Origin of the sequence: Woronichinia naegeliana WA131, assembly GCA_025370055.1 — a bacterium.
Classification (GTDB): Bacteria; Cyanobacteriota; Cyanobacteriia; order Cyanobacteriales; family Microcystaceae; genus Woronichinia; species Woronichinia naegeliana.
In genome coordinates, this window is sequence record CP073041.1 from 7,530,344 (window position 1) to 7,556,360 (window position 26,017).

Consider the following 26,017-nt stretch of genomic DNA (forward strand, 5'->3'; position numbering starts at 1 on the left):
GAGGGTGTGAGGAGTTGGGGATTAATGTGCCGTTATAATTTAGGCAATAGAAAATAATATTTTGCTAAACTTATCAATAACACTTAAGGAAATTGACACTTATGCTAACTTTGCAAATTGCAAAAGATCAGACTTTTACTTTGATCGATCAACTTTCACTTAACGAGCAGCAAGAAGTCTTACAATATTTAGTCGAAAAAAACCGTGAAAATCTTGATGATCCCCCCGATCATATTGTTATCGAGGGTATTAAACAAGGACTCAAAGAGGCGATTAGTGGTCAAACTATTCCTCTATCTCAGATGTGGGAGGGGATTGATGTCGAGTAATTCTATCGAAATTTTTCTGACTTCCCGTTTTAAAAAAATCTTAGTCAATTAGCTAAACGTTATAGTTCAATTTGTAAGGATTTAGAATCTCTAGTTGAGCAGCTAAAATCAGGAGAAGTTTTAGTCGATCAAATTTCTGATTTGAATAATCAAGTATTTAAGGTTCATCTCAAAAATAGCAATATTCAAAAGGGAAAAAAGCGCAGGTTATCGGGTTATTTATTATGTGAAAACTGAAACCAGTGTGGTTTGAGAACGGGAGCATCGGTTTTATTTGATTTTAGATGATTGGATTTATGGTTTGATGAAGCGATCGCGGGTAGATAACTAGGATGGTCTTCCATCATAACTTTGGATTGGGCTATGGTCTGCTGCTGTGTCGCCCATTTTGCGGTTGAGAAATGAATATCAGTGATCGCTAAACTGCGATCGCCACCTGACAATGTATTAATTTTAGCTAAGATTCGCACACGCTCAAAAGCAAGCGCCTGTGACCAAACCGAACTAGATACGGCAACCTGCAAGTTTTTTTGATAAACTCCCATCGGACAAGTTTGTTTAGCAACCAAATCACCGACAATATCTGACCATTTTTCGAGAATGAACAAATATTGTCGGCGCTGTTGCCAGCTATTGGGCGATTGAATGTCATGCAGAATGTTTGGTAAACCAGTTAAGGACATGAATCAACCAGTTCCACTTCCAGAAAGTCTTACAAACCTAGCTGAGCTAAAATATCATTGGCATGGGTGGCTGTGTTGACTGAAGCATCTACATGGATAATTTTTCCAGCGCCATCAATGACATAGGTGACGCGCTTGGCATAACCACCACCATCAACATCGTAAGCTCTGATTAGTTGCTGGTCGATATCAGCTAAAAGAGGGAAATTGAGATTGTATTTGTGAGTAAATGCTTGATGAGAAGCTTCATCATCAGCGCTGACTCCCAAAACTATCACCTCCTTAGATGTATAAGTGTCTGCGGCATCACGGAAGCTACAGGCTTCTTTTGTGCAACCAGGGGTATCGTCTTTAGGATAAAAGTACAATACTACGGTTTGACCAGCGAAATCAGATAAAGATACTTCATTACCATTGGTATCATTGACTGTAAATGCTGGAGCGTCTGTACCTACTGCTAAAGTCATAATTAGTCTTTTTGATGGTTGTTTTATTTGTTTGTAATGCTTGGATTTTACCACAGCTTGCGTTTTAGTTGGAAAGCTATGCGATTAGTTTCTTCGCAGCTTCCACTTGAACTTTGACCTGTTCAATACCCGTACCACCATAGTTATTGCGAACCTTGACCACCTGCGCGGGGGCGATCGCCTAAAAATCACGACTTACAGTCATAGCAATCACCTTCAGGAGATAGATCGTTGATGTGATCGCCTTAAAATCATGACTCATAGTAATAGCGATCAAGATAGATGTTGAAGTGATCGCAAGGCTAAAATGAGAGAGCGATCTGTGTTTACTTGCTACTACAGAAAAATAGAAATGCGATCGCCTTTTCAAACCATGACCGATTTTTCTAACTCAGCAATACGAGCCTGTAACGGTGCAATCATGGCCGCAACTTCTGCTTCAGAATAGCGAATCGGAATATGTTGGGGACAATTTTCACTAATCGCTTCAACTTGAAATAAAATCGCCCTTTCTATCGGTGCAGAATAATCTTTCACCCGCAATTTTTCCAGTAGTTCAGATTCGCCTTCAATGTAACTAGCTCGACCCCAAATTTTAATGCGTTTACGGTGACGATAATCCATCAAAAATAAAAAAGCTTTGTCATTGCCCGACAGATTACCAACGGTGATGTACTGCACATTGCCAGAGAAATCCGCAAAGCCCAGGGTCTTTTCATCCAAAACTTTGAGAAAACCTGGAGGGCCACCCCGAAATTGAATATAGGGATAGCCGTTAGAACCCACCGTTCCCAGATAAAAACCGTCTAATTGGGCAATAAAATCGGCAATTTTGGGCGTAATGGTATCGTTACTGTCACCATTGGCAATATAGCGTTCATAGGTTTGCCGTGAACCCCGATCGCTTTGGGCGGCTTGGACTTCGGGGGTAAAAGCAATCTCACCAAATTTTCGGGGCATAATCTTCTCCTAGACCACAACTAATTCTTTGATACCAATCATGCCGACAAACCCAGGCAACTTTTTCACCCGTTCAATCCAGGCTAAAACCTGGGGATAGGGACTGAGATCAATCTGCCCATCACCCGCTAAAGCAACATAGGGAAACACCGCTACATCGGCGATCGTGGGTCGTCCCAATTCTAACCAAGTCCGTTCCGTTAAATGCTGATCCAATTGGGACAAAATAAATTCGGCTTTTTGATTGGCTCGTTCCAAATTAATACTGGTCGCGTTGAATAAATGGTATAACCGTGCCGACTCTGGCCCCTGACGAATTTCTCCCGCCGCCGTCGAAAGCCAACGCACCACTTGGGCTAGGGGTAAGGGTTCTAAGGGCAACCAGCGATCGCCGCCGTACTGTCGCGCTAGATAGACCAAAATTGCCTGGGCATCGGCCAAAACTGTATCACCATCCACCAATACGGGAAGCTGCCCAAAGGGATTCAATGCCAGAAATTCAGGCTGCTTGTGCGCTCCGACCATTAAATCCACTTTAATCCATTCGTAATCCAATGCCAGCAAGGATAACAGCAGTTTGACTTTGTAACTGTTTCCCGATAATTCGTGACCGTAAAGCTTAATCATGGGTTTTTCTCTCAAAAAAAGTGAACCGTTCGTTCGGTATAGAGTCAATTTAACCGAACGTTTGGTATGATGTCAAGGGGGAAACCCAAAAATGTTTTAGGAGATGGGAAAAATGCCGAAGGAAAATTATCTGCCTTGTTTGCTGCAATTGTTTCGTCAGTACGGTTATGACGGTGCGACCCTATCGAAAATTGCGGAGGCGACGGGTTTGGGGAAGGCTAGTCTTTATCATCATTTTCCAGGCGGTAAGGAGGAGATGATGATTTCGGTGTTGGCCTATGTGGAAGGTTGGTTAGGAAAAAATCTGTTGCCGAGTCTTCAGGGGGATGGAAATGCCCAGGTTAAATTGCAGCGTATGGGCGATCGCCTGTTGGAACTTTATGAGGGGGGAGAACAACCTTGTTTATTTGCGATTTTGTTGTCGGGTTCTGCCCGTGATACCTTTCATGCTCAGGTTCAACGGTTATTTGAAACTTGGATAGCGGCGATAGCGGCGGTTTTAATGGCAGAGGGAATGGAGGCAAATGTGGCGAAACAGCAAGCTGAAAAAGCGGTTATTTTGGTGCAAGGTTCTTTGATTTTGTCTCAGGGTTTAAATGATGTTAAGATTTTTAAACGGATTGTTGGCGATCTTTCCATAGAATTACTTTTGAGCTAAAACTATCATCAACAATAGGCAATCGTCCCTTACCACAAAGCAAAAGGTGATCGCCAAGCTAATTTTGGAGGGTTCACTTTGGATTGACATTCATTCCGATGATAAGTCGTTAGCTTAACTTAGTGATTCGAGTCACTGAAAAAGCAATTAATCGTCAAAACTACTTTAGGGGCTTGTTTTCCGTGATGACGGTTGCTATGATTAAAAGAAACGACAATTCCACTGGTGCAGAGATGTCTCATTATTTTGTCTTTTCTTTTTAATTTCAAATTTACTATTTTTATTAATTAGCTAACGAGAATCAAGGGGGCTTTTGTGCTAAATTCTTTTCACATAAGTGATTTTAGACTCTTTCAGTTTCTTCAAGTTGAAAGATTGAATCGTGTCAACTTAATTACAGGGATGAATAATTCTGGCAAGAGTACATTTCTCGAAGCAATAGAACTCTATGCTAGTAATGCGTCTCCTGTAGTTCTTCTCGATCTTGTTGAGTCTAGACAAGAGACTTGGTTTAGTGAAGCTCAACCACGATCTCAAAATTTTACTGGTAACTCAGTTCGCCATCTCTTCTACGGACACAAGTTGCCTCAAGTTGGAGAGCGAGGTATTTTTCTTGGTCAAATATCCTCAAATACAAGGCTTCATATTAGTGTTGCAGCTTATCAAAATAAAAATGATGAAGAAGGTACTATAAGAAGAATCCGTATTTCTGATTTTCAGTCAGATATCGTTGATGAGGAGCTATCTAACATTGAAGTTTTTCTTATTGCAGAAGAAGGTGAAAAAACTAGAAGAATTTTTGGGTTAGATAGAGATATAAGGGACATTCGGCGTTACAGTTCTAGACGGCTATATGAAAGGCATGAATCTGAGTTTACATCCACATGGCAGATTGTTTCAACAGAGAATATGCCTAATCGAAAACTAGCTGCACTTTGGGATTTAACAGGTCTAACTAATTTAGAGTCCGAGGTGATTTCTGCACTTAAATTGATTGATAATCGAGTTTCAGGTGTTGCCTTTGTAGAAGATATTAGTCGAAGGAGTTCAGATGAAAATCGTATTCCATTAGTAAAACTTGAAGGGATAGATGAACCATTACCTCTCAAAAGTATGGGAGATGGTATGACTCGTTTATTCCATATCATTGTTGCTCTTGTGAATGCTCAAAATGGTTTTCTTTTAATTGATGAATTTGAAAATGGTTTGCACTGGAGCGTACAACCTAGAGTTTGGAATATCATTTTTCAGCTATCGGAGAAACTTAATGTTCAAGTTTTTGCTACAACCCATAGCCGTGATTGTATAAAGGGGTTTGACAGTAATTGGAATCAATATCCTGAACTTGGTGCATTCTTTCGTCTTGATATGAAAGATAAGCTTATCAGAGCAACAGAATATACCTCTGAAACGCTTACTGATTCTATTGATATGGATGTTGAGGTTCGATAAATATGAGCAAGATTTGTCAACAAGATACGGATAAAATATTGCTTGTCGAAGGAATTGATGACTGCCATGTTGTGATGAATTTATGCGTCGCTCACCAGGTTCCTAAAACTTTTGGCATATATGAATGTGGTGGCAAAGATCAAGTGTTGAAACGCCTGAGTTCTTTAATCGTCAGTTCTAAGGCTCCTCAAGTTATAGGTGTTATGCTTGACGCGGATCAATCTTCCCTTAGTAGATGGCAAAGCATACAAGATAAATTAACCAATAACAATCATAATTATGTGATGCCGAAAATTCCTAACATTGACGGAACAATAATTGAAAAAATTGAAGGGAAACCAAAGCTGGGATTTTGGTTAATGCCAAATAATCAAGATTCTGGAATACTAGAGGATTTCTGTGCAAAACTTGCAGAACCAAATTCGCTAAAATTTGCTGAAACCTGTGTTAAACAAGCGAGTGAAAGTAATGTGACAACATTTAAAGAGGTAGATTATAGTAAAGCAGTTATTCATACCTATCTCTCTTGGCATGACGAACCTGGCTATCCACTCGGAAAAGCGATCACAAGTCAAGCCCTTCGTCCTCAGACGGAGGTCGCATTCAAATTTACGGAATGGCTAAAACACCTGTTCACATGAAATTACCAAATTAACAACTGATAGTGCGATCGCCGCTTCGTAGGCTAAGTTAACAACTGGAAAGTCAGACTGCACTTTAAACTGTAACTGTGGATGCGATCCCTAAAGAGGTATGGGTTTTGAGTTAGAGGCGATTGTCCCTTAACTTGAATTAAAAAAGCGATCACTATTAATAAACTCCAGAAAAAAACAAAAAATTTTAGATGGAAACCTGATCAGGGATTACTGTAATCTTCATTCCAACTGTTTTGAGTATTTTCTCAATGGTTGATAAATGGGGATTACCTTTTTCAGAAAGCGTTTTATAGAGACTTTCTCTTCCTAATCCAGTTTCTTCAGCGACTTTTGTTAAGCCTTTTTGATGTTGTACAATTTGTCTAAGAGCAATTAGAAAAAGCGGAATCCCCCCTTCCTCTAAAGCATCTTGGAGATAATCAGAAGCAAATTCAGGGTTATTAAGTTCTTTGACAATAAAATCATCAAAGTTTCTCAAAGTCGTCATTTTTAATCTCCTGCCAAAGTAGTTGAGATTGGGTAATATCTTTTGATTGAGAACTTTTGTCTCCACCGACAAGAAGAATAACAAAAAGCTCTCCCTTTTTTGCAAAATAGACTCGGTAGCCTGGCCCAAAATGAATTCTCAATTCATAAATTTCTTTACCAACTGATTTGTAATCGCCAAAGTTACCTAGGGCTTGCTGAAAAAGTCCACAAAACGAACCTAGATGCCACAGGGTGCGAAAAATGGTGACTTCAGAGATCCGTTTCCAATTTTACCCCACAATTTTCCAGCAAAGTGCATGGATTTTGAGCTTCCAAATGTCATAACCTTGCACCTGATCGTTTCCAAAATACCTGAAAGTACTTTCTAGCAAGGCTTTCATACTTATTCAGCAAGCCCTACCTAATTTTAATCTTTGAATGCGTAGAGTGATTTTTCTACGACTACGAATATCCACAATGCCACGCAACCATTTTTCAAATTTGTCGGTTGTGATAATTTGAATTTCTTGCATAGCGATTGTTTTTCCTAATCACCTTAAGTGGTGCTTTGTTCATTGTATCTCAAAGGATACAAAATCGCAAGACTAAAATGAGAGAGCGATCTGTGTTTACTTGCTACTACAGCAAAATAGAAATGCGATCTCCTAAATTTGAGTAAATAATTTATTAATCATAATAATTACTTCTGCTAGTGTCTCACTAGGAATTTTACAAACAAACTCAGCTTCTCTCGTTCGGTAATCCAGAGATTTTACTTGATCGGCTAAAACAACACCTGAAATTGTTAAACCGTCAGGAATCTTGACTTCAAAGGGATAATTCTTAACTTTTGTGGTGATAGGACAGACAACAATTAGTCCGACTTTGTGATTATAGATATTAGGAGAAATCACTAAGGCTGGCCTTCTCCCCATTTGTTCACGTCCAGACTGAGGATTAAAATTAATCCAGATAATGTCTCCTTTTTTAGGAATGTAAGCTTTAGGCATCTTCTTAGAAAATTTCGGCTCCAACAAGTTCCCCTATTTCTATAATTTCAGGTAGAGCTTCAGGAAAATTTATTGTGAGAAGCTCATTTAAGTCTTTCGCTTTTTGAGTTGAATTTAAGATGTTATTGGTAATCATTTGAATCACCAATTCATTGATTGGCTCTTCGGTTAATTCAGATAGTTTCTCTAGTTTATGAAATAATGATTCAGAAATTTCTAGGGTTAATTGTCGAGTTTTCATCGGCTTACCTAACATTGACTAGCTATAATTAGGGTCTGCTGAAAAAGTCCACAAAACGAACCTAGATGCCACAGGAGGCGAAAAATGGTGACTTCAGAGAGTAGTTTCCAATTTCAACCCCCAGTTTTCCAACGACGTGCATGGGCTTTGAGCCTCCAAAGGCCATAACCTTGCACCTAATCGTTTTTAAAATGCTTGAAAGCATTATCTGGCAAGGGTTCTATACTTATTCAGCAAGCCCTAATTATAAAAGGCGAATATTTTACGCCCATTATAACAGATTTTTAATAGTTACTGGCTCAATTATACGATCAGGCAGTGCCGCCACGCGATCGCCGCTTCGTAGGCTGGTTTGACAACAGGAAACCCAGAATCACTTTTCTCTATTAGCACGAACTAGAAACTAGACTGCACTTTAAGCTGTAACTGTGGATGCGATCACTAAAATGAGAGAGTGATCAGGATATGGGTTTTGAGTTAGAGGCGATCATCCCTTAACTTTAATCTCTATCGGGTAAATTCCCCGCTGCTCGCAGCGAAAAAATTAAAGTTGCAATGAAAACCGTCGGTTTGCGAGCAAAACATTTTCCATACCCCGTCCGCTTGCGGCGGGGAAATTTTGATTTAAAAAAGTGATCGCCATTAACAAACTTCAGAAAAAACGAATTTTTTTAGATAGAAACATGATCAGAGATTACTGTAATCTTCATTCCAACTGTTTTGAGTATTTTCTCAATTGTTGATAAATGGGGATTACCTTGTTCAGAAAGCGTTTTATAGAGACTTTCTCGTCCTAATCCAGTTTCTTCAGCGACTTTTGTTAAGCCTTTTTGATGTTGTACAATTTGTCTGAGAGCAATTAGAAAAAGCGGAATACCCCCTTCTTCTAAAGCATCTTGGAGATAATCAGAAGCAAATTCAGGATTATGAAGTTCCTCTACAATAAAATCATCAAAGTTTCTCAAAGTCGTCATTTTTAATCTCCTGCCAAAGTACTTGAGATTGGGTAATATCTTTTGATTGAGAACTTTTTTCTCCACCGACAAGAAGAATAACAAAAAGATCTCCTTTTTTTGCAAAATAGACTCGGTAGCCTGGCCCGAAATGAATTCTCAATTCATAAATTTCTTTACCAACTGATTTGTAATCGCCAAATTTACCTAATTTTAATCGTTGAATGCGTAGAGTGATTTTTCTACGACTACGAATATCCACAATGCCACGCAACCATTTTTCAAATTCGTCGGTTGTGATAATTTGAATTTCTTGCATAGCGATTGTTTTTCCTAATCACCTTAAGTGGTGCTTTGTCCATTGTATCTCAAGGGATACAAAACAACAAGGCTAAAATGAGAGAGCGATCAGGGTATAACAAATCATTGAATGAGAGGCGATCGCAAGGTTAAAATGAGAGGGCGATCAGGGTATAACAAATCATTGAATGAGAGGCGATCACCAGTATCTTTATTAAAGCCATCTAGAAAATGAGATAGGATCAAGACATCCCTGTAAACTATCAACAATTTATGAAATCCATTAAAATCGTTGTAGAAAAGCATCATGATGGCTATATTGCCTATCCATTGGGAATTCAAGGCGTAGTAGTTGGTGAAGGTGATACCTATGAAGATGCGCTTAATGATGTGCGGTCGGCGATCGCTTTTCATATTGAAACCTTTGGAGAATCAGTTCTCGAAGCCGACTCATCGGTCTTAGAAGCTTTCGTCGTAGAGGCAATCGTCTAATGGCAAAATTTCCCGTTGATGCCCCTAAAGCCAAAGTTATCAAAGTCCTTGAACAATTTGGATTTTCAATCGTTAGGGAAAAAGAGCATATTTCTATGGTTAGAAAAAATTTGGATAGAACAACAACACCTTTAACGCTACCGAATCATAAGCAAATTAAAAGCTCTACATTAAGGAGTATTTGCACTCAAGCGGGTATCTCACGAGATGATTTTATTACTGTATATGAAAAGGCTTAAGACAAAATTTTTTAAAGGCGATCGCGTTTTGTAGGGATGAAGTGCAATCACATACTTCCGCGATTTGGGTTAACAACAGGAAACCCAGAATTACTTTTCTCTGGTAGTATTAACGAACCCAGATTGCACTTTAATCTGCAACCGTAGATGCAAGGCTAAAATGAGAGAGCGATTCGGACTATAACAAATCATTGAGTTAGAGGCGATCACAAGGTTAAAATGACAGAGCGATCGGTGTTTACTTACTACTACAGCCAAATAGAAATGCGATCAGGGTATGGGTTTTGAATTAGAGGCGATCTCCGATCTTGTAGAAATGTAACGCGCCTTTTTTCGTCCTCTGAATGATAGAGTTAGGGCTTACCGATAGTCACTTTTCAGTTCCAAATGCCATTACCTCAAGTCGTTATTGACACCAATGTCATTGTTGCGGGATTGATGTCTAGGCGTGGTAGCGCATTCAAATTACTAACACTAATTGATACTGGACAATTTGATATACATTTGTCAGTACCTCTCGTCCTCGAATATACAGAAGTTTTACTACGGGAATTACCAAACCTTTACTTGAGTCGAGAAGAAGTAGATGACCTAATTGATTTCTACTGTGCAGTAGGAGTACCGCATAAAATTTTCTTTCTTTGGCGACCATTCCTACACGATCCCAAAGATGAAATGGTATTAGAGCTTGCCGTCAAAGCAGGATGCGAGAGTATAATTACATATAACACTCGTGACTTTGCTGGCGTAGAGCAGTTTGGGTTAAATTTGCTAGAGCCTTCAGAGTTTTTACGCTTAATAGGAAAGTTGCCATGAGTATCGTTCAAGTTCAAATTCCTGACTCATTACAAAAAAGCTTGTATGACCTTGCCAGTCGTGATGGCATTTCTATCGATCAATTTATATCTACTGCGATCGCGGAAAAGCTATCAGCTTTGATGACAGAGAATTACCTCAAAGAAAGAGCTAAAAGAGGTAGTTGCTCAAAATATGAAGCAATTTTAGCAAAAGTTTCCGATGTGGAACCAGAACCATATGATGTACTCCCGACTGGCTAACTAGACTGGTTATACCAAACCGATACGCCCGTTAAAGTTGTCTGTTTCTAGTCGAGATTGTGCCATCAGGCTAAAATGAGGGAGCAATCAGGGTAAGTGATCATGCAAAATTAATTACATACTCAGTCCCGAAGCCTTCAAGCACTTTTGTGAGGTAATTGCGTAAACTCTTTTTGCTTTCATACGCACTTACTTCTACCCATTCATATTTTATGAATTTCCATAGTATTTCAATTAAATTTAACTTTGGTGAATAAGCTGGCAACCAAAATATTTCTAGATTTTTCTCTTTCCACTCTTCTATTTTTTCCATTACTTTGTCACTTGTGTGTATTGTTGCTTGATCCATCAACAATACTGTTTTCTTTTCACTAAATTTATCAATAAAACTAATTATCATTTCACTGTTAATATTTTTTTCATGCTGCTCATAATATAACTCATTTCTTACGTTCATTACACCTATTACATTAATTCTTTTTCCTTCTACATCTTTTAATATTACTGGCTCATCTTTTTCTTGCCACCCATAAGGAATACAGGCTCTCATTCCCCAGCCTGCTTCATCAAAGTATCTCAGATCAATTTCTCCTTTTTCATCTTGTTCTTTTAGCTCTTTTATTTTAGGTAATTTCACCTCTAACTCCCATGCCGCAGCACTTTTGCTCAGACCCCTCTTCATTCTTTTCCATCTCATATCAAACTTTTTTATAGTTCTTTTAATTCTTTTAATTGTATCTTTACTGATTTTATAGTCCCATTCTTTCTCTATTTTAATTTGGACATTCTTTAGATTTTTAGGATCCTCTTTTACCCACTCTTTTACTTGTTTTTCTTGTTCTTTTGTTAACTTTGGCTTTCTGCCTCGACCCGCACGATCATACAGCCCTAACAATTTATTTTCTTCCCAAGAACTAAACCAATTGTAAATTGTCTTTCTTGTTACTTCAAATATTTTCATTAGCTCTTTTATTGGCGTTCCTTTTAAGCTCAATAGAAGGCACTTTGCACGTTGTCTTGTTTGATGATGCTTACTTTGCTTGTAAATGCGTTCTAGCATTTTCTTTGTGTCCCAACTTAAATCACAAATAAACTTCATAGTCATCTCCTTTTTGATTTTTTATATGGTATCATTACTTTTGATTTAGGCCATTATAGCACTTGTCTGTATAGGTAATTAATTTTGCATGACTACTTATAACAAATCATTGAATTAGATGCGATCGCAAAGCTAAAATAAAAGGGTGATCTGTGTTTACTTACTACTACAGCCAAATAGAAATGCGATCAGGGTATGGGTTTTGAATTAGAGGCGATCGCAAAGCTGAAATGAGAGAGAGAGCAGTGGGTGATTGAGAACTTAATCTGAATGGGTGTAACCTTTAGTTGATGAAGGAAAAGAAAAGTGTTAACATGAGATGAAAAGTGAAAAAGAGGAAACAATGATGACAGCAAAACTAATTAATGTAGAGGGTTCAAAGATAAAAATAGAACTAACATTAGAACTCAGTCGTTGGAACTGGTATCGTCTGATCAAAGTTGGAAAAAGTTATGGTGTAAGGCTTTGAGAAAATAGAAAAATAGTTTAAGACTAGACATCGGCCCGTTTTTATTATACTATTATTATTGTCATTATATCAAAGAAGAAGGAAACAGAAAACAATGTCAATATTAAAGAAAAGCTCTATGAAAATCCTGAATGATGTTGGCTTGTGCCAAGAGAAAGAGGATGCCTTATTCAAGAAAAACTGTCCTCATTGCTATAGTGAAAACGTAAAAATACATTCTCATTATCAAACGAAAGGTAACGGGGAACGTAAAATGTTCATTTGTCAAGAATGTAGTTCTTGTTTTGCTGAGACTTATGGTAGCGTAATCGCTGGCTTAGAAACCCCATTAAGTGAAATTGTAAAAGTATTAAAAGCCAGAATGGAAGGAATAGGATTAAATGCAGCAGCCCGAGCATTCGGCTACGCGAAAACAACAATATTGAATTGGGAAAAGAAATTATCAGGATTACAAGAGACATTATTTTTATACGCCTTAGTGAATGAATTTGTTAAATTAGTAATAGAAGGGGATGAACTATACACAAAAGTTGGAAAAAATAAAGAAGCAAGTGCCTCTGAGGGGTGGACAATCGTTCTCATGGACAGGGCAAGCCGCTTTATTTGGCATTTAAAATGTGGTCGAAAAGAGCAGAAATTATTTCTAGAAGCAATGATGACGGTAGCGGAATTATTTGAAAGGAGTGCAGAATCTCTCCAGTTATTTACAGATGGAGAAAAGCGATATAGTCAACTGCTATTTAATATTTGTCACGAAGTATTAAGGACTGGAAAGCGAGGTCGTCCCACCAAAGTATTACCGAAGGGTCTTGTAGTAAGACTAAAAAATAAGAGTAGTAAACGTCGAGATTCTGAGGGTAAACTAAAGAAAGTAGAAACTCCGAAACCAGAACATCCAGAGACAACAGAAAAACCAGAAGAAAAGGACGTCCATGCCAACCACGTTGAGGCATTTAATAGTGCTATCCGACGCTATTTAGCCGCCTTTCGTCGTCGTACAAATACTTATGCTAAATCTGTTGTGGGATTACAGCGAGTCCTAGATATTTTCTGGATGGTTCATAACTTTGTTCGCAGCCATTTTACGACGAAAAAAGTTCCTGCTGTAGCTCTCGGTATAATTGAAAAAGGGTTAACTTGGGAGGACTTACTCCAAATTCGCCTGATTTCTTGAACCTCTCGTATTGCAACGTTTGTAGCTTCTAGCTAGACGATACCAGTGCCCGTGTCCCTCTGACTCTGAAAGAAGCCACTGAGACTTTGGCAAATATATCAGAAGACCAATGGCAGCAGGGTGAACAGGACGGTTATCGTTGGCAAGTGAGAGAACACCAGAAAAAAGATGATCCAATGATTATAGCGGTTTGGCAAAGATTTCCACAAACCATTTTTTGAGGCTAGGAAGGCGATTAATCCGTGCTTCAACCTTTTCCATCCCAGCCTTGCTCAGCTTCACTCCTGTCTCATAAACTTTTTCTATCAGTTTCACTACAGGATTTTGACCCCTGAATGTTAGCGTTTTAGCAAAATTAAGCACGGTTTCAACCGTATCCAGTAAACTCCCATTCCAATGTTTTTCTAACCAACCAAAACAACGCTCTATCGGATTATACTTGCTGTGATACGGCGGATAATAAGCCAATTGTATATCTAGCTTTGACGATTCTGTAAAATCAATCATACGCCGCATGAATTGACTACGACGCGAATGATTTTCAGGTCCATTATCCTGATTTATCACCAATTTCTCAATATGACTAAAGCGATGCTTTACACTTTCCCACCAACTTTCTAATATGTCACCAATGCAATCTGCTGTTAATTTGGACGACACAAAAAATAAAGATAATTCATTCTGTTCAGGTAGAAAAATTCCGTAAGGAATTAGAGTAACTTCTGCTCCAAAGTTATGGTAAGAATGCCTCTGTTTTTACCCGCGTTTTTCCACCCCTGTCAAATTCTCCCACTTTGACCCCTACCTTGCCATCTAGCGATATACGCAATGTCTTTGGGTCTTCATCTGCGGGAGCATCTCACCTTTGCAATAAGTAGAAATACTTAACGAGGTAAATGAAAGAGTCAAAAAAGGTAATCATTTAAATAGGAACAGCGATGACGAAGGACTTGTGGTACATTGTCAGAATTCCAACTCGCACCAGTAATTTTAAGACGATGACCAATTTGTTTAACTTGAGATTCGACAGAGCCAGAGCCAATAGAAATGCCCTCTGCCTGCAAATAACCATAATTGACAATCCGATGTTTATGCTTGTTTAAATAAATGATAAAATTCTCAGCTTGAGGCTCTGACCATCCCTCAAAACAGGAGATAGCGGCATCCACTTCACCCGTCCAAAGAAAAGACTTGACCTCCTCAATTCGCGGGAGCATCCCAAATTTGCAGTAAGTATAAATGCTTAGTTACAAAGAAGGGAAAAGGGGATAATCTAAAAAGTTATAAAAATTGGAGTACAAAAAATGAACGTTGAAGATAAGCAAAAATTAGACGACCATCTCAAAGCTATCGCAGAAATCATGGTCAGAAATACGCAAAAAGAAGACTTGAAAAGCTTTGAAAGTATAGAACTAGCGGTACGAGAGCAAATGTTGACGGTAACCGTTCAGGGGGTAATCAAGAAAATGAGCTACATGGAATTGGATGGAATCACTATGAACAAGCAGTTGTAATTGATTTCATTGCCAATAATTCTGAGTAGCCAAAGTCCTATATCAAGTTGCGAATCGCCTTTTAGACTTCTTGGGCGCGCTCATCCCATTGCATTAAGCTCATCTATCCCTTGCTATACAAAGGTTTTGATCATTTTGGCAAATGCGCTATCCCCCTGAACGGTTACCTATTATCTAGGGCTTGCTGAAAAAGTCAAAAAACGAAAGAAATGTGGGTTAGGGAAGTATGGACTGAAAAAGCATAGATAACTTATCCTTATGGAAACAAATCAAAATACAGATTTTGTTTAATCTATTGTTCCTTTCTGTCTAAAAAGGTCAACACAAATCACTCCTCACAAAAGAGAGGAAAATTAACACCATTTTTCACAAGAAAAACGACTCTACAACTTTTTACTTTTTGTCTTCTGAAGTAGAGTAGAAAGATTCATTACCAAAAAGTTCATCGCAATTACCGTTTCCGAGGTCTCAGGTAGTTTGGCCATCACTCGACCAAGACTAAATTTCCTCTTTCCCTGTCCGAATTTACCCTCAATGGCATTACGCACTCTTTCATCTGAGCGTGCCTCTTTCTTTTTTTCTTTGCTCACCTCTTTCGGCGGTCTTCCCAATCGGGGACCACTCATTCTTATATCCCTTTCTTTACAATAAGCTCGATTCGCTTTTGTTCGATAGATTTTATCCACATGAACCGATTCCGGATAACATCCTGTTTCCCTTTTATATTCTTCTATTCGCGCTTGTAAATCTCCCGATTCGTTGTAATTATCCCAACTTAATTTGTCTAAGAAGACAAAGCCATTCACATTACTTGCCGATATTTTAGCTCCAAACTCTACTGCTTTTCCCGCTTTTCCACGCACTATTGGACGCACGTGAGGTTGGCTTACACTCACAATTCTGTTTTCTACTTTATTTGTCTTTTTTTCATACATTTCTAACTGTTGCTCATACACTTTTCCTATCGTTACAAGCTCTTCTTGCTCTTTTTTCGTTAGTTTTTCTAACTTTGCTCCCTCTTCTATCATTTTTTCTATATGAGACAAGTTTCTTTTTATATATCCTAGTTGTTTTTTTGTTCCTTTTCTTCTTTCTTTTTTTGACACACGACGTTTTTTTGCTATGGCTAAGTACTCTTTTCTTGCCACTTCCCTATAAGTCCTCGGCTTTTCTTTCCTTTTCTCTTTTATTTCTTCATACAGCTTATCTATTATTTTTTCTGTTTTTTCTCTGGCATCATTCAATATTCCTATATCCGTTGGATATTTTATATCTGCTGGTGTACAAGTCGCATCTAACAATAACTTTCCTTCATTTTCTTTTTTTCTGACGCTACACCCGTCGCTTTTTTTTCTATTTCTTTATTAATTTTATTTATTAATTAATTCCATTCCTATTTTTTTACGAAAATGAACCATCATTGACGCATTAAATGCTTCTTTGCTACTATAGCTTTCCATTTCTATAAAGTACTGTAAATAAGGGTTCTCTTTTATTTGTTCTACTGTTTCTCTGTCACTTTTTCCTGAAATTTCTTTGATAATTAATGCTCCTAATGCCATTCTAAATGATTTGGCTGGGGCTCCTTTTTTTTCTGTGAAGTTTTTTGCATATTCTTCCTCATATTCTTCCCAAAGAATCATTTTTGACATTTCTATCCAACGATTTTCTTCGTCTAACTGCCCGCCGAACAGATTTTTCAAGTTTTCTGGTGTTTCAATTGAGTACTGTTGCTTTCGGTACATCTGCTTTCTCTCTTCTTAATGCAATGGTTTTGAGGCATTCTACCCTATTTTCGTGCATTCTAGCGGTTCTTAATTCGCCTACTATTTTTCTCCGTAAAGGTTTCAGCTTTTTTCAGCAAGCCCTATCTATCTACTAAAAGACTTGCAGTTGCGATCCATCTAGCAGGGCTAGACAGGATTATGGAAATAATCCCAATCGAATCCATAGCTTTCGAGCAGCCACTTGAGCAGGACTATTCATTCCTAAATTTTCAACAGTGACTTTTCCAGTAGCAGTAATTCCTATAATTATGCCAGTTTCCATATCGATTTGAAAATGTTCGCCCCACAGATTTTGTCGTGGATGGAAAAATTGAACCTCATTGTTTAAATCAGGATCGATACCACTGATACGAGCTCCTTTACGAAGATTACAAGACCGACAGGCAAGAGCTAAATTTGATTCTTCATTTGTACCTTGTCGAAAGGTAGGGATGACATGCTCAACCTCAAAAGGAAAATTAAAAACCAATTCTGGAGCATGGCAGTATTCACAACGATGATTAGCACGTTCAGCGATCGCACTGTAATAGGGATTCATAGACTTAGTTACTGCATTAAGGCAGTTGTTCGTGCAGTTGCTGCTCTTAGTTCAGCTTCAACTAAATTATCTAGCTCCGCTTGTTGCTCCAATAGTAATGTTTCTCCGCGATCGCGTGCTACTCGCCATAAATCCATCAACTCCGACAGCCGATTTTGTTGATCGGCACTAAAAAATGGGTCAGGATGAAAACTTTGGATGACGAGTAACGCTGTAAATTCAGCTTCACCTAGCTGAGCAGTTAAACCATCTAGAGCCTGTCCCGCAGTTTTACCAACCCACTGCTTATCTCCAGCGATCGCCCGATAAGATTTTTCGCCGCTAACACTTGATATTGGCAAGATTGATACTGTAGTCATTTTTCAACTTAAAGATCACTTACTTCCTCCCATTATAGCGTTGATAAATATCGCAGTTGCCTCAATTATCTATGTGCTACAAGGTTTGCGGTATTACGATCGCTGTTACTGTAAGTCGTGATTTTTAGGCGATCGCTTCAATATCTATCTCCTAAAGGCAATCGCTATTTCTGTGACTCTTGAGTTTTAGGCGATCGCCTAACAATTATTTGTCTTTGTGATCGGAAATAACTTATCAGTACTCAATTATGAGGTCTGGCAACTTCGCTTTCCTAATCTCGGTTAAGGAAAATAAAATCAAAGAAATTTTTATTCTCCGAATCTATGTTATTTGAATTATGAAGTTATTACCTCTATCGAACTTGACTTGCGGTGGGTAAAACTCTTCCATCAACCACAAAAATCTCTGGTGCTCTTTTACCAGCAGTCACTTGATCCTTCCTGAATTTGATTAGCTCCTCTAAAGCTTTTATGGACTCAGTGGTTCTTATAATCAGGAAAATACTGTATTGTGTCCGTTCAGCAGCATCGTATATAGGAAGTTGTTTCTCATAACCCGTTCTGATGTTATTTGATGTGTATTTTATCTCAACATTTACTCGTGCATTATAGCCGCTAGAGATCTTGAAATCAACTGGTCCCCTTCCTGCGTTAGGTTCTCTATTTAAATCTAGGTTATGAGCACCGCAATAGGCATCAGCTATGCCAAAGAAAAGCAACTGTGCAAAACGCTCATTTCGCGTTTTTTTTGATTCATCCCAAAAATGTACAGACAAACCATTAACTTCAACCAAAACCTTAAAATGATTACATATCTTGAGAACTAACTGAAGAATATTTTCAGGAGTTACTTTATCTACACCTAACAAGAGTGGATAAAGATTGGCGTATTTTCTTGCGATATCATGCCAAATGAGTTGTCCTGATGGATCTTTATCAAAATCGTATTTTTCAGCAGGATTTCTCTTGTATTGTTCTACTAAATCTTGCAGTACTTCGGGATGATGAAGGAGAATATATTTCAACTCGCGTTTCGTGATTCTTCTTCTCTTTCCTGATTCATCCTTCCAAGCATCTCCGATGATTTCATTTATGCGATTACGCAAGTCCTCGTTATGAGCACAAACACGATCAATATCATCCCAACCATTTGCTACAGGAAGGTCATTGAGAATCTCGCAAGGAATCAATACTGTAGGGCGATTGCTACCAGAAATGGCTGGCAGCAAAAATTCCTTTCCGCGTGCTTTTGCTTGGCAGGTATTTAAATTAAGATTTTTAGCAATTCGTTCTGAGTAAGTCAGTAAGTCCAGAAGAATTATATGAATCGCCATATCGCTGATTCGATCAGCACCAATATTTTCTTCAATAAGTCCAACTATCTCAAAAATAACTGGATCGGTTATGCCTGCTTGTATGATTTCCCAAGCTGTGTTGGTTAGATTCAAAGCAATCCCTGAACCAATACCACTACCTGATGTGCCCTCTGTAGAATAGCCTAAAGATACAAATGGCAATTCTGGAAATATCAATTTTTTGTGGGCTGCACGAAAGAACCTATCGCCAGAATGTTTGGTTACCTCTAAAAGATGAACAATTTTCGTAAAATGAGTTTTGAAACTTAGATATGAGTTCGCAAGTTCTGGAACTTTTGTGCTCTCAAGAAGATGGGGATCAACATAGAACTTAGAGTCAAGATCTATGAATCCGTTAAATACCCCTTCTTTTCTTAGGTCTTCCTCAGCAACCCCAAAAATCTCGCTTATTCTTTTAGGCATAAAACTATAACTTCAAGTGGAATGGATAGTTATCATGGAAATGTAAAAAACTAGGGTTGCGACTAAGAGCTACAACCCTAACAAAATAGAACTAGACTATCTTTTAGTCCTCCTTCCGCACCCCCTTAAACGGTTCGCCGTTTTGCCTTACGTCAATAAACTGTCCATTCTCCGTATTACGCTTTACCCACTGTTCAGTAGTAGGGTTAAATGCTTGACTACGAGCATCTACAGCGCCTCGACGATACCCTTTACCTGTATTCTTAGCCATAACTCAATTTTCCTCTATGGTTTACACAACATATTTTAACATAAATTTATAAACTGTATTTATTATGATTGCTTCTCGAATAAAGTTAGTGTGATCGCCGATCTTGTAGGTTGGGTTAAGGAACGCAACCCAACTATGGGAAATAATAACCTCATTGTGGTTTACTGCGTGCCGACTCAAGCTTGATCGCTGATCTTGTAGGGATATTGTAACTGCGTTTTTGGCTAATTCATCGAGTTACTGCGATCACTTTCTCTGATGAAGTGCGATCGCACCAACAATCTATCTCTTAATGGCGATCACTATTACTGCGAGTCATGATTGATAGAGCGATCGCCAAGGATTTGATTCTTAGTTCATAAAAGTATCGCCGCATTTTTATGAATTAAGAACAAGTTGGCTTAAGATGGGAAGCATTTTCCGAATTTGAGCAATAAACGAATATCGCCTTTGACGCGGATTTTGCGTGTCAAAATTGCCAAGACAATGTTTTGGTATTTCCGCAAAAAAGCAATCCAAGTTTTACTATCCGCCTTGACGATCAGATCGGGCTTACCTACCAATCCATCCTGAACTTCACAAACTTGATTGGAGATGTTGACCGTGAACTGAGAAAATTCCTGCCCAGTAAATAGGAAGTGATACCTTGCATTGATTCCTTTCGCTTGATTCGGTTGAAAGGTCAAGGCCATTCCATTCTTAAAGCCTGCGATGGAAATGGGCGTTAGGCTATTGCGAACCAACTTGATCTGCTTGTGGGGAAAGCGTTTAGCAGCATGGGCTTCAGCATCTGAACCAGAAATGACATACAATGTCTCGACCTTATCTTGCAGGGGTTTGACGATCTCCTTAATAAATTCTTTACGGTTATGCAAAAAAGGAGCCATCACATCTTCACCAGCAGGACAGGCAGCGAGGCAGTAGGCTGCTTTGTAGTTAGCTCCAAAGGATAGACTTTGCCACATGGCTGCCGAGTCTTCTTCACCCACTTTGCGCTCATAATCTTTCGCCGACTTACTTTCGGCAATATTCTTTGCCCAATCGGTAAAGCCACCTAAAAATTCGCGATAATTGTGGGTATAGCAAGCCGAGAAATTGAAGCTACCATCCGAAGCGATCGCCCCCACGGGACAGGCAGCTACACAGAGTTTGCACTCCACGCAGGGATTGTAATCAATGGGGTGATCATATTCCGTTACCTCCGCATCCATCAGCACTGTACCCAAGAGAATAAAGTTGCCAAATTTAGGATGAATCACATTGCGATGAATGCCCATATGTCCCAATCCTGCAGCGACAGCGATCGGTTTGTGAGAAACCACCCAGACATTTTTACCGACGTTGAGAAAGTCTTGGGCTTCCATCGGAAATCCCATCGCTGGATTGATTGCTCTTATCCCCCGATCTTCTAATTCTTTGACTATTTTGCGAGCGATCGTGTTGATTTCCTCTCCTGCATGGTGAAATTCCAGATTGGCGACGGAGCGGGCGGGATTGCGAACATCATCCCGATTCATGCGACAGACAAAACTAATCAAACTTTTTGTCTGCGGAAAAGCCTGTAATAGCTTAGTCCGTTGATCGTCGATTTCGGGTTGATTGATACTCACAAAACCCACATCATCAACTCCCAAATCCAAGCAGAACGAACGCAACCAATCGCGATCTAGCGGCGATGAAATCATACTTTGCGGATTCTGCTCTTGAGATTTTTGTTGCGATCGCAAAAGCTTAACGGTGGGATGATCATCAAATTTTGTCATTAAATCCTCCAAAGAAAACTATTGCATGTACATACATATTATGATTCTTTTTTATTAGCTTAAGCTTTTTACTTCAGACAACAACGATAGCAAAGTTTGCCATTTTTGCGTTCCAAAATGTTGTTTTAGTTCGGCTTGTACCTTCTCCCATAAAGGAAATGCGCGATCAAGAAGCATTTGTCCCTGAAGTGTCAACGAGACTAATTTAATACGCCGATCTTCGCCAGGGTGAGTTGCGATCAATCCTCGTTTTTCTAATACCTTAATGTTTCGAGTAATAGTGGTTTGATCCGTAAACAACTCTTGTCCTAACCGCGTAATTGACACCTCCTTGAATAGATAAATTGCCACCAGTAACGTAAATTGATTGATCTCCAAGTCAATTGAACGTAATGCGTCATCGTAAACTTGCGTTAAAATACGCGATGCTTGACGGATGTGCAGTCCCATACAGGCTTCAGGTACTTGAGTAGCGATCGCAAGTTTAGTCTTTGCAGTTGAATTACTCATATTATATGTATATACATGCAATGAAATTTTGTCAAGTACTCTTTGTGCTTAGAAACTTTGCCAATCATGAGCCAAAATCAAAGACCCCTGCACCAAAATAACCGCTTTTTTAGCTTGCTGTTTTCCCACATTTGCCTTGATTCCCTCTGCCATCATCATTTATCAACGATTGAGAAAATACTCAAAACAGTTGGAATGAAGATTACAGTAGTCCCTGATCAGGTTTCCATCTAAAAATTTTTGTTTTTTTCTGAAGTTTATTAATTGCGATCGCTTTTTTAATTAAAGTTAAGGGATGATCGCCTCCTACTCAACACCGAAACATTGTCCGCTCCAATTGATGTGTTATACACTGATCGCTTATCAATTACTTGTACTTTGCGATCTCCAATAACTTCTCGGAACTCATCAATGAAGCAAATCATTTTTGAGTGCTTAGTCCTGGCTAGAAGCCGATAGCTTTTGCAGACTTTTCGGTTTGGTATAACGTTTGAGTTTAACGGCGTGCATCAGCTCGTCCGCTGGAACGATTTTCTAGGGTTTTATGAAGTGTATTACCGGATCTCTAAGACAAGTTCCTACATCAGGATCAACGATGTGGTAGCCAACCTCCTTTAGCATAGAACATGTTCTTTCAATACCAGCGTTATACCATTTCGAAGGTTGCGGCTGTTCCGCTATACTTGCTGGCCCAATTCTCCTGACGAGATATCTGGAGAGCCATTTTAGAGGCAGATACATTCGCGATCTTGGAATCATGGCAGTCAAAATGCTCAGATCGTTCAGATTTGAAACTGCACTGTTATATTTGTCATGGTCTGCAACCATCCAAAAACAGTTGCTGCCTCGTTTTAGCTTTGGATAGATATTCACTGCGTATTCTCTAATTCCTTCAAGTGAAACATGACATAAGCAACCATATGAGAACATGTAGTCAAAATATTCTTCTGGTAGTATTTCACACTTGAAATCTTTGACCTGAAAGTATTTCACATTCTTCGGATATCCAAGGTATTCGAAAAATCTATTATGTTCTTCTGGCAAAGCATCCAGAGCATAGACCTCTTTTGATGGCAACAATGATCTTGTCCATGCGCCTCTGCCAGGGCCAATTTCTAATGAAACAGTATTACTATTCACATAAGGTCTTATACATCGGAGATACGTTGCGTGCAAGGTACTTATAAAACCCAATTGCCTATAACTTGATCTTGCCATTGGATTGAGGGGGTCTCCTTCAAAATACCCATCTTTCCACATACCCTCGAACGACTCTAATTCATATTTTAACTTTTCGTTCATGCGTCCTCTTTGAAATGTATATGTTTGTTGTTGATCGTAGAGTCCTAATTGTTCATTATACCGACATTCTCCGTCCAGTCACCCCCCAGAGGACAAAAAACAGAAAGTTTCCGCATATTCACCTTATAGATAAGGATAGCCAGAAACATTCCGTAGATTCTCCAGTGATAGATAGAAACTTTCTGGATAGCATACCAGATAGTCACACTATCCAGAAAAATTCTGAATATCGCCCGATGGAAAAAACGCCCAAAAAGCTCCTTGAACAAGTGAGTAATACATTCGGAAAAGGATGATCGCCCTATTGTTGATGACAATTCTAACTCAGAAGTAATTCTGTGGGAAGATCGCTAATAATCCGTTTAAATACCTGAGCATTATTTAAACCCTGAGACAAAATCAAAGAACCTTGCACCAAAATAACCGCTTTTTCAGCTTGCTGTTTCGCCACCGTTTCCTCCATTCCCTCCGCCATTAAAACCGCCGCGATCGCCGATATCAAAACCTCAAATAATTGTTGAAAAGGTGTTCTCCCCCTTCATAAAGTTCCAACAGGCGATCACCTCTCACTCAAAATCTATACCCTGATCGCTTTCTCGTTTTAGCGATCGCATCCACAGTTACAACTTAAAGCGCAGTCTGACTTTCCAGTTGTTAACTTAGCCTAAGAAGCGGCTACGAAGCGGCGATCTCGCTCAAGCTTCTTAGGGTTTAGGCACAAACCCAAAATATTTAGCGGCCCCACCCAAAACAATGAGAAGTAATCCCCCTAAAATTCCCTTGCTCACAAATTCCTGATTTTCAAGACGTTTCCCAATGCCTGTAACCTTTTCATCAAGGACTTTTATATCGCCTCGGATTTCTGCTTGGGAGACTTTGAGATCGGTTAAATCGTCTCGAATTTCTTTCAGGTCTTTTTGGATGCTGACTAAAACATCTTCTAATTTAATTTCTACAGTGGGGTTAGGCATAAGTTCTGATTCCTCTGGAGATTTTCAATTGAGAGGGAGAAGTTGGCCGCTTTTCCTTTTCTATTTTCTAGGGTAACGGATAAGGGGTGACTGCGATCGCCTCTTAACTCTACATTCTGAATCCCAAACAGGATCGCCTCTAATTCAAAACCCATACCCTGATTGCATTTCTATTTTGCTGTAGTAGCAAGTAAACACAGATCTCCCTCTCATTTTAGCGATCACATCTACAGTTTAAAGTTCAGTCTGGCTTCTGAATTAGTATTACCAGAGAAAAGCAATTCTGGGTTTCCTGTTGTCAACTCAGTCTACGAAGCGGCGATCGCACTAAATTCTTTCATAAGAAATCTTTATGATCACCTGAAGCCTTTATCTGCTATAGTCTAGAGAAGAGAAGAGTAGAAACTTCCACTGATGGCAGCGGTGGTGGAAACGACATACCTTGACTTTTTGCGGCTCCCAAACGCCACATTTCAGGCAGGTGTCCGACAATTTTGGCAGAAAATTTGTTATCCACATCGGAATTATATATACCTGGAGTGCCTCCAGATTCAATCCAGATTTCTTTCTGGACACTAAAACCAAAGCGCCCGTTACTATATTTTACCCAAAGTTGATCCATTATGCGAAGTTCCTCACTAGGAAAGTTTTCGTAGTCGTTTGGGCCTAAATAAAATCTATTATTAGTAATTTTCTTCATCAATTCCCATGTTTCTGCATCAGCTTCTTCCCATTTTCCGGCTGCTAAAAGTTGATCTAAATTACGAAAATCAGCTTTAGTTGTTTGCAGTTGAGTGGTGGGTTGAGAAGTTGTAGATGTTGTTGGAGAATCGTTAGATTGAGATGTTGAAGATATTGTTTCAGAACTTTGATTCGATGGCAGGTGAGTAATAACATAAACACCTGCAAAACTAATAGTTATTGCTGCTCCTACACCTGCGAAGATTTTTGTGGGAAACTTTTTAGGTGATGGAGGAGGAGGTGATACTATAGTTTTGAAAGGTGGAGTTGATACTACAGGTTTATCAGGTGGAATTAGTGCTTGTAAAGCCTCAGTTGCATTATTGTAACGCTGACTAAAATGGTCGCGCACCATCTTAGTTAAAACCTCAGCAAATCTATCACTAATTTGGGCATAATTACGCCAGATAATTTCCCCAGTATTTGAATCTTCTGGAAATTGTCCCGGCACCATTCCAGTTACAGCTTGAATAGCAATCATACCCACAGCATAAATATCACTAGCTAATCGAGGTCTACCATTGGCTTGCTCATCGGGAATATAACCAGGAGTACCAATTCCCACAGTTAGACTGGTTTGCCCCTGAGAGTTGACTGTCAAAGCTAGAATTTCTTTAATTGCCCCAAAATCAATCAAAATAATTTTGCCATCTTTGCGACGCATGATATTTGATGGCTTAAGATCCCGATGAATAATGTTTTGATTATGGAGAATTATTAAAACTTCCAAAATTTCAGTAATTAATTTAATCGTTTGTTGTTCACTAAACTTTCTGCCAGGGATAATTTCTGTTGTTAAGTCATGTCCATCTACAAATTCCTGAACAAGATAAAATTCTCCGTTTTCTTCAATATGGGCAAAGAGTCTGGGAATTTGATCATGTTTACCCAAGTTATGTAAAATTTCAGCTTCCTGCTCAAACAATCGGAAGGCAATGGCAAAACCTCTAGGATCAGGATTTCGCTTTAAATGCTTAACCAAACAGAGCGGATTCCCTGGTAAATTTCTATCCTCGGCTAAGTAGGTATCGCCAAAGGTTCCACCACCGATTTTTTTGAGAAGTTGATATCTATTTTGGAGTTTTATCATTGACTTAATTCTCCTACAGTTTAAAGTGCAATCTGGCTTCTACTTATGAACCTAAGCT

The 26,017-nt window shown here is 39.0% G+C and carries 32 protein-coding genes and 2 pseudogenes; 11 read left to right on the forward strand and 23 right to left on the reverse strand.

The features are described 5' to 3' along the window. The first annotated feature begins 101 nt into the window (after window positions 1-101). The gene (locus KA717_38370) at window positions 102-329 is read left to right on the forward strand and encodes a hypothetical protein (protein UXE61181.1); all 228 of its coding nucleotides are present in this window, start codon (window positions 102-104) and stop codon (window positions 327-329) included. Between the two features lie 215 nt (window positions 330-544). Here the strand turns inward: KA717_38370 and KA717_38375 are convergent, their stop codons facing one another. The 4 genes from KA717_38375 to KA717_38390 all read right to left on the reverse strand — a co-directional run bounded on the left by KA717_38375 (window position 545) and on the right by KA717_38390 (window position 3,066). Then, the gene (locus tag KA717_38375; protein ID UXE61182.1) at window positions 545-1,012 is read right to left on the reverse strand and encodes a DUF721 domain-containing protein; all 468 of its coding nucleotides are present in this window, start codon (window positions 1,010-1,012) and stop codon (window positions 545-547) included. Between the two features lie 29 nt (window positions 1,013-1,041). After that, on the reverse strand, window positions 1,042-1,479 hold the full coding sequence (locus KA717_38380; protein UXE61183.1) for a peroxiredoxin: 438 nt from the start codon (window positions 1,477-1,479) through the stop codon (window positions 1,042-1,044). 366 nt (window positions 1,480-1,845) lie between these two features. Continuing rightward, window positions 1,846-2,439, reverse strand: a complete 594-nt coding sequence (locus tag KA717_38385; GenBank protein UXE61184.1) for a pyridoxamine 5'-phosphate oxidase family protein — start codon at window positions 2,437-2,439, stop codon at window positions 1,846-1,848. A 9-nt stretch (window positions 2,440-2,448) separates the two neighbouring features. Beyond that, window positions 2,449-3,066 (reverse strand): glutathione S-transferase, encoded by a 618-nt coding sequence (locus tag KA717_38390; protein UXE61185.1) that lies wholly within the window; start codon window positions 3,064-3,066, stop codon window positions 2,449-2,451. Window positions 3,067-3,178: 112 nt separating this feature from the next. Here KA717_38390 and KA717_38395 point away from each other — a divergent pair, with 112 nt between their 5' ends. From KA717_38395 to KA717_38405, 3 genes are all read left to right on the forward strand, one after another. Beyond that, on the forward strand, window positions 3,179-3,724 hold the full coding sequence (locus KA717_38395; GenBank protein UXE61186.1) for a TetR/AcrR family transcriptional regulator: 546 nt from the start codon (window positions 3,179-3,181) through the stop codon (window positions 3,722-3,724). A 402-nt stretch (window positions 3,725-4,126) separates the two neighbouring features. Then, a complete protein-coding gene (locus tag KA717_38400; protein UXE61187.1) occupies window positions 4,127-5,176 on the forward strand; it encodes an ATP-binding protein in 1,050 nt (349 codons plus the stop codon). 2 nt (window positions 5,177-5,178) lie between these two features. Beyond that, window positions 5,179-5,817 (forward strand): hypothetical protein, encoded by a 639-nt coding sequence (locus KA717_38405; GenBank protein UXE61188.1) that lies wholly within the window; start codon window positions 5,179-5,181, stop codon window positions 5,815-5,817. A gap of 199 nt (window positions 5,818-6,016) precedes the next feature. Here the strand turns inward: KA717_38405 and KA717_38410 are convergent, their stop codons facing one another. From KA717_38410 to KA717_38435, 6 genes are all read right to left on the reverse strand, one after another. Further along, window positions 6,017-6,319 (reverse strand): putative addiction module antidote protein, encoded by a 303-nt coding sequence (locus KA717_38410; GenBank protein ID UXE61189.1) that lies wholly within the window; start codon window positions 6,317-6,319, stop codon window positions 6,017-6,019. After that, window positions 6,297-6,461, reverse strand: a complete 165-nt coding sequence (locus tag KA717_38415) for an addiction module killer (GenBank protein UXE61190.1) — start codon at window positions 6,459-6,461, stop codon at window positions 6,297-6,299. The genes KA717_38410 and KA717_38415 overlap by 23 nt, the downstream gene beginning before the upstream one ends. Window positions 6,462-6,965: 504 nt before the next feature. After that, window positions 6,966-7,310, reverse strand: coding sequence for an endoribonuclease MazF (gene mazF, locus KA717_38420; protein ID UXE61191.1), 345 nt, complete (start codon window positions 7,308-7,310; stop codon window positions 6,966-6,968). A 4-nt stretch (window positions 7,311-7,314) separates the two neighbouring features. Then, a complete protein-coding gene (locus KA717_38425; protein UXE61192.1) occupies window positions 7,315-7,551 on the reverse strand; it encodes a hypothetical protein in 237 nt (78 codons plus the stop codon). A gap of 671 nt (window positions 7,552-8,222) precedes the next feature. Continuing rightward, entirely contained in the window at window positions 8,223-8,525 is a 303-nt protein-coding gene (locus tag KA717_38430; GenBank protein UXE61193.1) for a putative addiction module antidote protein, read from the reverse strand. Further along, on the reverse strand, window positions 8,503-8,823 hold the full coding sequence (locus tag KA717_38435) for a type II toxin-antitoxin system RelE/ParE family toxin (protein ID UXE61194.1): 321 nt from the start codon (window positions 8,821-8,823) through the stop codon (window positions 8,503-8,505). Before KA717_38435 ends, KA717_38430 begins: the two co-directional genes overlap by 23 nt. A gap of 254 nt (window positions 8,824-9,077) precedes the next feature. On the opposite strand from KA717_38435, the gene KA717_38440 reads away from it, so the two are divergent. The 4 genes from KA717_38440 (at window position 9,078) to KA717_38455 (ending at window position 10,593) form a co-directional block, all read left to right on the forward strand. Next, window positions 9,078-9,296 carry a hypothetical protein gene (locus KA717_38440; GenBank protein UXE61195.1) on the forward strand — a complete coding sequence of 73 codons (219 nt, stop codon included), beginning with the start codon at window positions 9,078-9,080 and terminating at the stop codon, window positions 9,294-9,296. Next, entirely contained in the window at window positions 9,296-9,535 is a 240-nt protein-coding gene (locus KA717_38445; protein ID UXE61196.1) for a type II toxin-antitoxin system HicA family toxin, read from the forward strand. Before KA717_38440 ends, KA717_38445 begins: the two co-directional genes overlap by 1 nt. A 387-nt stretch (window positions 9,536-9,922) precedes the next feature. After that, a complete protein-coding gene (locus tag KA717_38450) occupies window positions 9,923-10,351 on the forward strand; it encodes a putative toxin-antitoxin system toxin component, PIN family (protein ID UXE61197.1) in 429 nt (142 codons plus the stop codon). After that, window positions 10,348-10,593 carry a toxin-antitoxin system HicB family antitoxin gene (locus KA717_38455; GenBank protein UXE61198.1) on the forward strand — a complete coding sequence of 82 codons (246 nt, stop codon included), beginning with the start codon at window positions 10,348-10,350 and terminating at the stop codon, window positions 10,591-10,593. The genes KA717_38450 and KA717_38455 overlap by 4 nt, the downstream gene beginning before the upstream one ends. 100 nt (window positions 10,594-10,693) lie before the next feature. On the opposite strand, the gene KA717_38460 is transcribed toward KA717_38455, so the two are convergent. Further along, window positions 10,694-11,692, reverse strand: a complete 999-nt coding sequence (locus tag KA717_38460) for an IS630 family transposase (GenBank protein ID UXE64916.1) — start codon at window positions 11,690-11,692, stop codon at window positions 10,694-10,696. Window positions 11,693-12,011: 319 nt separating this feature from the next. Here KA717_38460 and KA717_38465 point away from each other — a divergent pair, with 319 nt between their 5' ends. Then, window positions 12,012-12,161, forward strand: a complete 150-nt coding sequence (locus KA717_38465) for a hypothetical protein (protein ID UXE61199.1) — start codon at window positions 12,012-12,014, stop codon at window positions 12,159-12,161. A 94-nt stretch (window positions 12,162-12,255) separates the two neighbouring features. After that, entirely contained in the window at window positions 12,256-13,335 is a 1,080-nt protein-coding gene (locus KA717_38470; protein UXE61200.1) for an IS1 family transposase, read from the forward strand. Window positions 13,336-13,515: 180 nt separating this feature from the next. Here the strand turns inward: KA717_38470 and KA717_38475 are convergent, their stop codons facing one another. Beyond that, on the reverse strand, window positions 13,516-14,034 hold the full coding sequence (locus tag KA717_38475; protein UXE64917.1) for a transposase: 519 nt from the start codon (window positions 14,032-14,034) through the stop codon (window positions 13,516-13,518). Between the two features lie 206 nt (window positions 14,035-14,240). Beyond that, window positions 14,241-14,543, reverse strand: a pseudogene (locus KA717_38480) (ISKra4 family transposase). A gap of 96 nt (window positions 14,544-14,639) precedes the next feature. Here KA717_38480 and KA717_38485 point away from each other — a divergent pair. After that, on the forward strand, window positions 14,640-14,849 hold the full coding sequence (locus tag KA717_38485; protein UXE61201.1) for a hypothetical protein: 210 nt from the start codon (window positions 14,640-14,642) through the stop codon (window positions 14,847-14,849). Between the two features lie 404 nt (window positions 14,850-15,253). Here KA717_38485 and KA717_38490 read toward each other — a convergent pair. From KA717_38490 to KA717_38535, 10 genes and pseudogenes are all read right to left on the reverse strand, one after another. Next, window positions 15,254-16,594, reverse strand: a pseudogene (locus tag KA717_38490) (IS5 family transposase). A gap of 178 nt (window positions 16,595-16,772) precedes the next feature. Beyond that, entirely contained in the window at window positions 16,773-17,174 is a 402-nt protein-coding gene (locus tag KA717_38495) for an HNH endonuclease (GenBank protein UXE61202.1), read from the reverse strand. 8 nt (window positions 17,175-17,182) lie between these two features. After that, on the reverse strand, window positions 17,183-17,533 hold the full coding sequence (locus KA717_38500; GenBank protein ID UXE61203.1) for a hypothetical protein: 351 nt from the start codon (window positions 17,531-17,533) through the stop codon (window positions 17,183-17,185). Window positions 17,534-17,886: 353 nt separating this feature from the next. Next, the gene (locus tag KA717_38505; protein ID UXE61204.1) at window positions 17,887-19,311 is read right to left on the reverse strand and encodes a hypothetical protein; all 1,425 of its coding nucleotides are present in this window, start codon (window positions 19,309-19,311) and stop codon (window positions 17,887-17,889) included. Between the two features lie 672 nt (window positions 19,312-19,983). Beyond that, on the reverse strand, window positions 19,984-21,345 hold the full coding sequence (locus tag KA717_38510) for an SCP2 sterol-binding domain-containing protein (GenBank protein ID UXE61205.1): 1,362 nt from the start codon (window positions 21,343-21,345) through the stop codon (window positions 19,984-19,986). Window positions 21,346-21,399: 54 nt separating this feature from the next. After that, on the reverse strand, window positions 21,400-21,855 hold the full coding sequence (locus KA717_38515) for a MarR family winged helix-turn-helix transcriptional regulator (protein ID UXE61206.1): 456 nt from the start codon (window positions 21,853-21,855) through the stop codon (window positions 21,400-21,402). A gap of 534 nt (window positions 21,856-22,389) precedes the next feature. Further along, a complete protein-coding gene (locus tag KA717_38520; GenBank protein UXE61207.1) occupies window positions 22,390-23,157 on the reverse strand; it encodes a class I SAM-dependent methyltransferase in 768 nt (255 codons plus the stop codon). A gap of 319 nt (window positions 23,158-23,476) precedes the next feature. After that, window positions 23,477-23,659, reverse strand: coding sequence for a hypothetical protein (locus tag KA717_38525; GenBank protein ID UXE61208.1), 183 nt, complete (start codon window positions 23,657-23,659; stop codon window positions 23,477-23,479). 202 nt (window positions 23,660-23,861) lie between these two features. Further along, window positions 23,862-24,128 carry a hypothetical protein gene (locus KA717_38530; GenBank protein ID UXE61209.1) on the reverse strand — a complete coding sequence of 89 codons (267 nt, stop codon included), beginning with the start codon at window positions 24,126-24,128 and terminating at the stop codon, window positions 23,862-23,864. Between the two features lie 376 nt (window positions 24,129-24,504). Continuing rightward, window positions 24,505-25,959 (reverse strand): serine/threonine-protein kinase, encoded by a 1,455-nt coding sequence (locus KA717_38535; GenBank protein UXE61210.1) that lies wholly within the window; start codon window positions 25,957-25,959, stop codon window positions 24,505-24,507. Window positions 25,960-26,017 lie beyond the last annotated feature (58 nt).

What these genes read in the sequence shown, in the direction of transcription:
- KA717_38370 (UXE61181.1), top strand. Translation starts at nt 102, where the DNA reads ATGCTAACTTTGCAAATTGCAAAAGATCAGACTTTTACTTTGATCGAT.
- KA717_38375 (UXE61182.1), bottom strand. Translation starts at nt 1,012, where the DNA reads ATGTCCTTAACTGGTTTACCAAACATTCTGCATGACATTCAATCGCCC.
- KA717_38380 (UXE61183.1), bottom strand. Translation starts at nt 1,479, where the DNA reads ATGACTTTAGCAGTAGGTACAGACGCTCCAGCATTTACAGTCAATGAT.
- KA717_38385 (UXE61184.1), bottom strand. Translation starts at nt 2,439, where the DNA reads ATGCCCCGAAAATTTGGTGAGATTGCTTTTACCCCCGAAGTCCAAGCC.
- KA717_38390 (UXE61185.1), bottom strand. Translation starts at nt 3,066, where the DNA reads ATGATTAAGCTTTACGGTCACGAATTATCGGGAAACAGTTACAAAGTC.
- KA717_38395 (UXE61186.1), top strand. Translation starts at nt 3,179, where the DNA reads ATGCCGAAGGAAAATTATCTGCCTTGTTTGCTGCAATTGTTTCGTCAG.
- KA717_38400 (UXE61187.1), top strand. Translation starts at nt 4,127, where the DNA reads ATGAATAATTCTGGCAAGAGTACATTTCTCGAAGCAATAGAACTCTAT.
- KA717_38405 (UXE61188.1), top strand. Translation starts at nt 5,179, where the DNA reads ATGAGCAAGATTTGTCAACAAGATACGGATAAAATATTGCTTGTCGAA.
- KA717_38410 (UXE61189.1), bottom strand. Translation starts at nt 6,319, where the DNA reads ATGACGACTTTGAGAAACTTTGATGATTTTATTGTCAAAGAACTTAAT.
- mazF (UXE61191.1), bottom strand. Translation starts at nt 7,310, where the DNA reads ATGCCTAAAGCTTACATTCCTAAAAAAGGAGACATTATCTGGATTAAT.
- KA717_38425 (UXE61192.1), bottom strand. Translation starts at nt 7,551, where the DNA reads ATGAAAACTCGACAATTAACCCTAGAAATTTCTGAATCATTATTTCAT.
- KA717_38430 (UXE61193.1), bottom strand. Translation starts at nt 8,525, where the DNA reads ATGACGACTTTGAGAAACTTTGATGATTTTATTGTAGAGGAACTTCAT.
- KA717_38435 (UXE61194.1), bottom strand. Translation starts at nt 8,823, where the DNA reads ATGCAAGAAATTCAAATTATCACAACCGACGAATTTGAAAAATGGTTG.
- KA717_38440 (UXE61195.1), top strand. Translation starts at nt 9,078, where the DNA reads ATGAAATCCATTAAAATCGTTGTAGAAAAGCATCATGATGGCTATATT.
- KA717_38445 (UXE61196.1), top strand. Translation starts at nt 9,296, where the DNA reads ATGGCAAAATTTCCCGTTGATGCCCCTAAAGCCAAAGTTATCAAAGTC.
- KA717_38450 (UXE61197.1), top strand. Translation starts at nt 9,923, where the DNA reads ATGCCATTACCTCAAGTCGTTATTGACACCAATGTCATTGTTGCGGGA.
- KA717_38455 (UXE61198.1), top strand. Translation starts at nt 10,348, where the DNA reads ATGAGTATCGTTCAAGTTCAAATTCCTGACTCATTACAAAAAAGCTTG.
- KA717_38460 (UXE64916.1), bottom strand. Translation starts at nt 11,692, where the DNA reads ATGAAGTTTATTTGTGATTTAAGTTGGGACACAAAGAAAATGCTAGAA.
- KA717_38465 (UXE61199.1), top strand. Translation starts at nt 12,012, where the DNA reads ATGAAAAGTGAAAAAGAGGAAACAATGATGACAGCAAAACTAATTAAT.
- KA717_38470 (UXE61200.1), top strand. Translation starts at nt 12,256, where the DNA reads ATGTCAATATTAAAGAAAAGCTCTATGAAAATCCTGAATGATGTTGGC.
- KA717_38485 (UXE61201.1), top strand. Translation starts at nt 14,640, where the DNA reads ATGAACGTTGAAGATAAGCAAAAATTAGACGACCATCTCAAAGCTATC.
- KA717_38495 (UXE61202.1), bottom strand. Translation starts at nt 17,174, where the DNA reads ATGAATCCCTATTACAGTGCGATCGCTGAACGTGCTAATCATCGTTGT.
- KA717_38500 (UXE61203.1), bottom strand. Translation starts at nt 17,533, where the DNA reads ATGACTACAGTATCAATCTTGCCAATATCAAGTGTTAGCGGCGAAAAA.
- KA717_38505 (UXE61204.1), bottom strand. Translation starts at nt 19,311, where the DNA reads ATGCCTAAAAGAATAAGCGAGATTTTTGGGGTTGCTGAGGAAGACCTA.
- KA717_38510 (UXE61205.1), bottom strand. Translation starts at nt 21,345, where the DNA reads ATGACAAAATTTGATGATCATCCCACCGTTAAGCTTTTGCGATCGCAA.
- KA717_38515 (UXE61206.1), bottom strand. Translation starts at nt 21,855, where the DNA reads ATGAGTAATTCAACTGCAAAGACTAAACTTGCGATCGCTACTCAAGTA.
- KA717_38520 (UXE61207.1), bottom strand. Translation starts at nt 23,157, where the DNA reads ATGAACGAAAAGTTAAAATATGAATTAGAGTCGTTCGAGGGTATGTGG.
- KA717_38530 (UXE61209.1), bottom strand. Translation starts at nt 24,128, where the DNA reads ATGCCTAACCCCACTGTAGAAATTAAATTAGAAGATGTTTTAGTCAGC.
- KA717_38535 (UXE61210.1), bottom strand. Translation starts at nt 25,959, where the DNA reads ATGATAAAACTCCAAAATAGATATCAACTTCTCAAAAAAATCGGTGGT.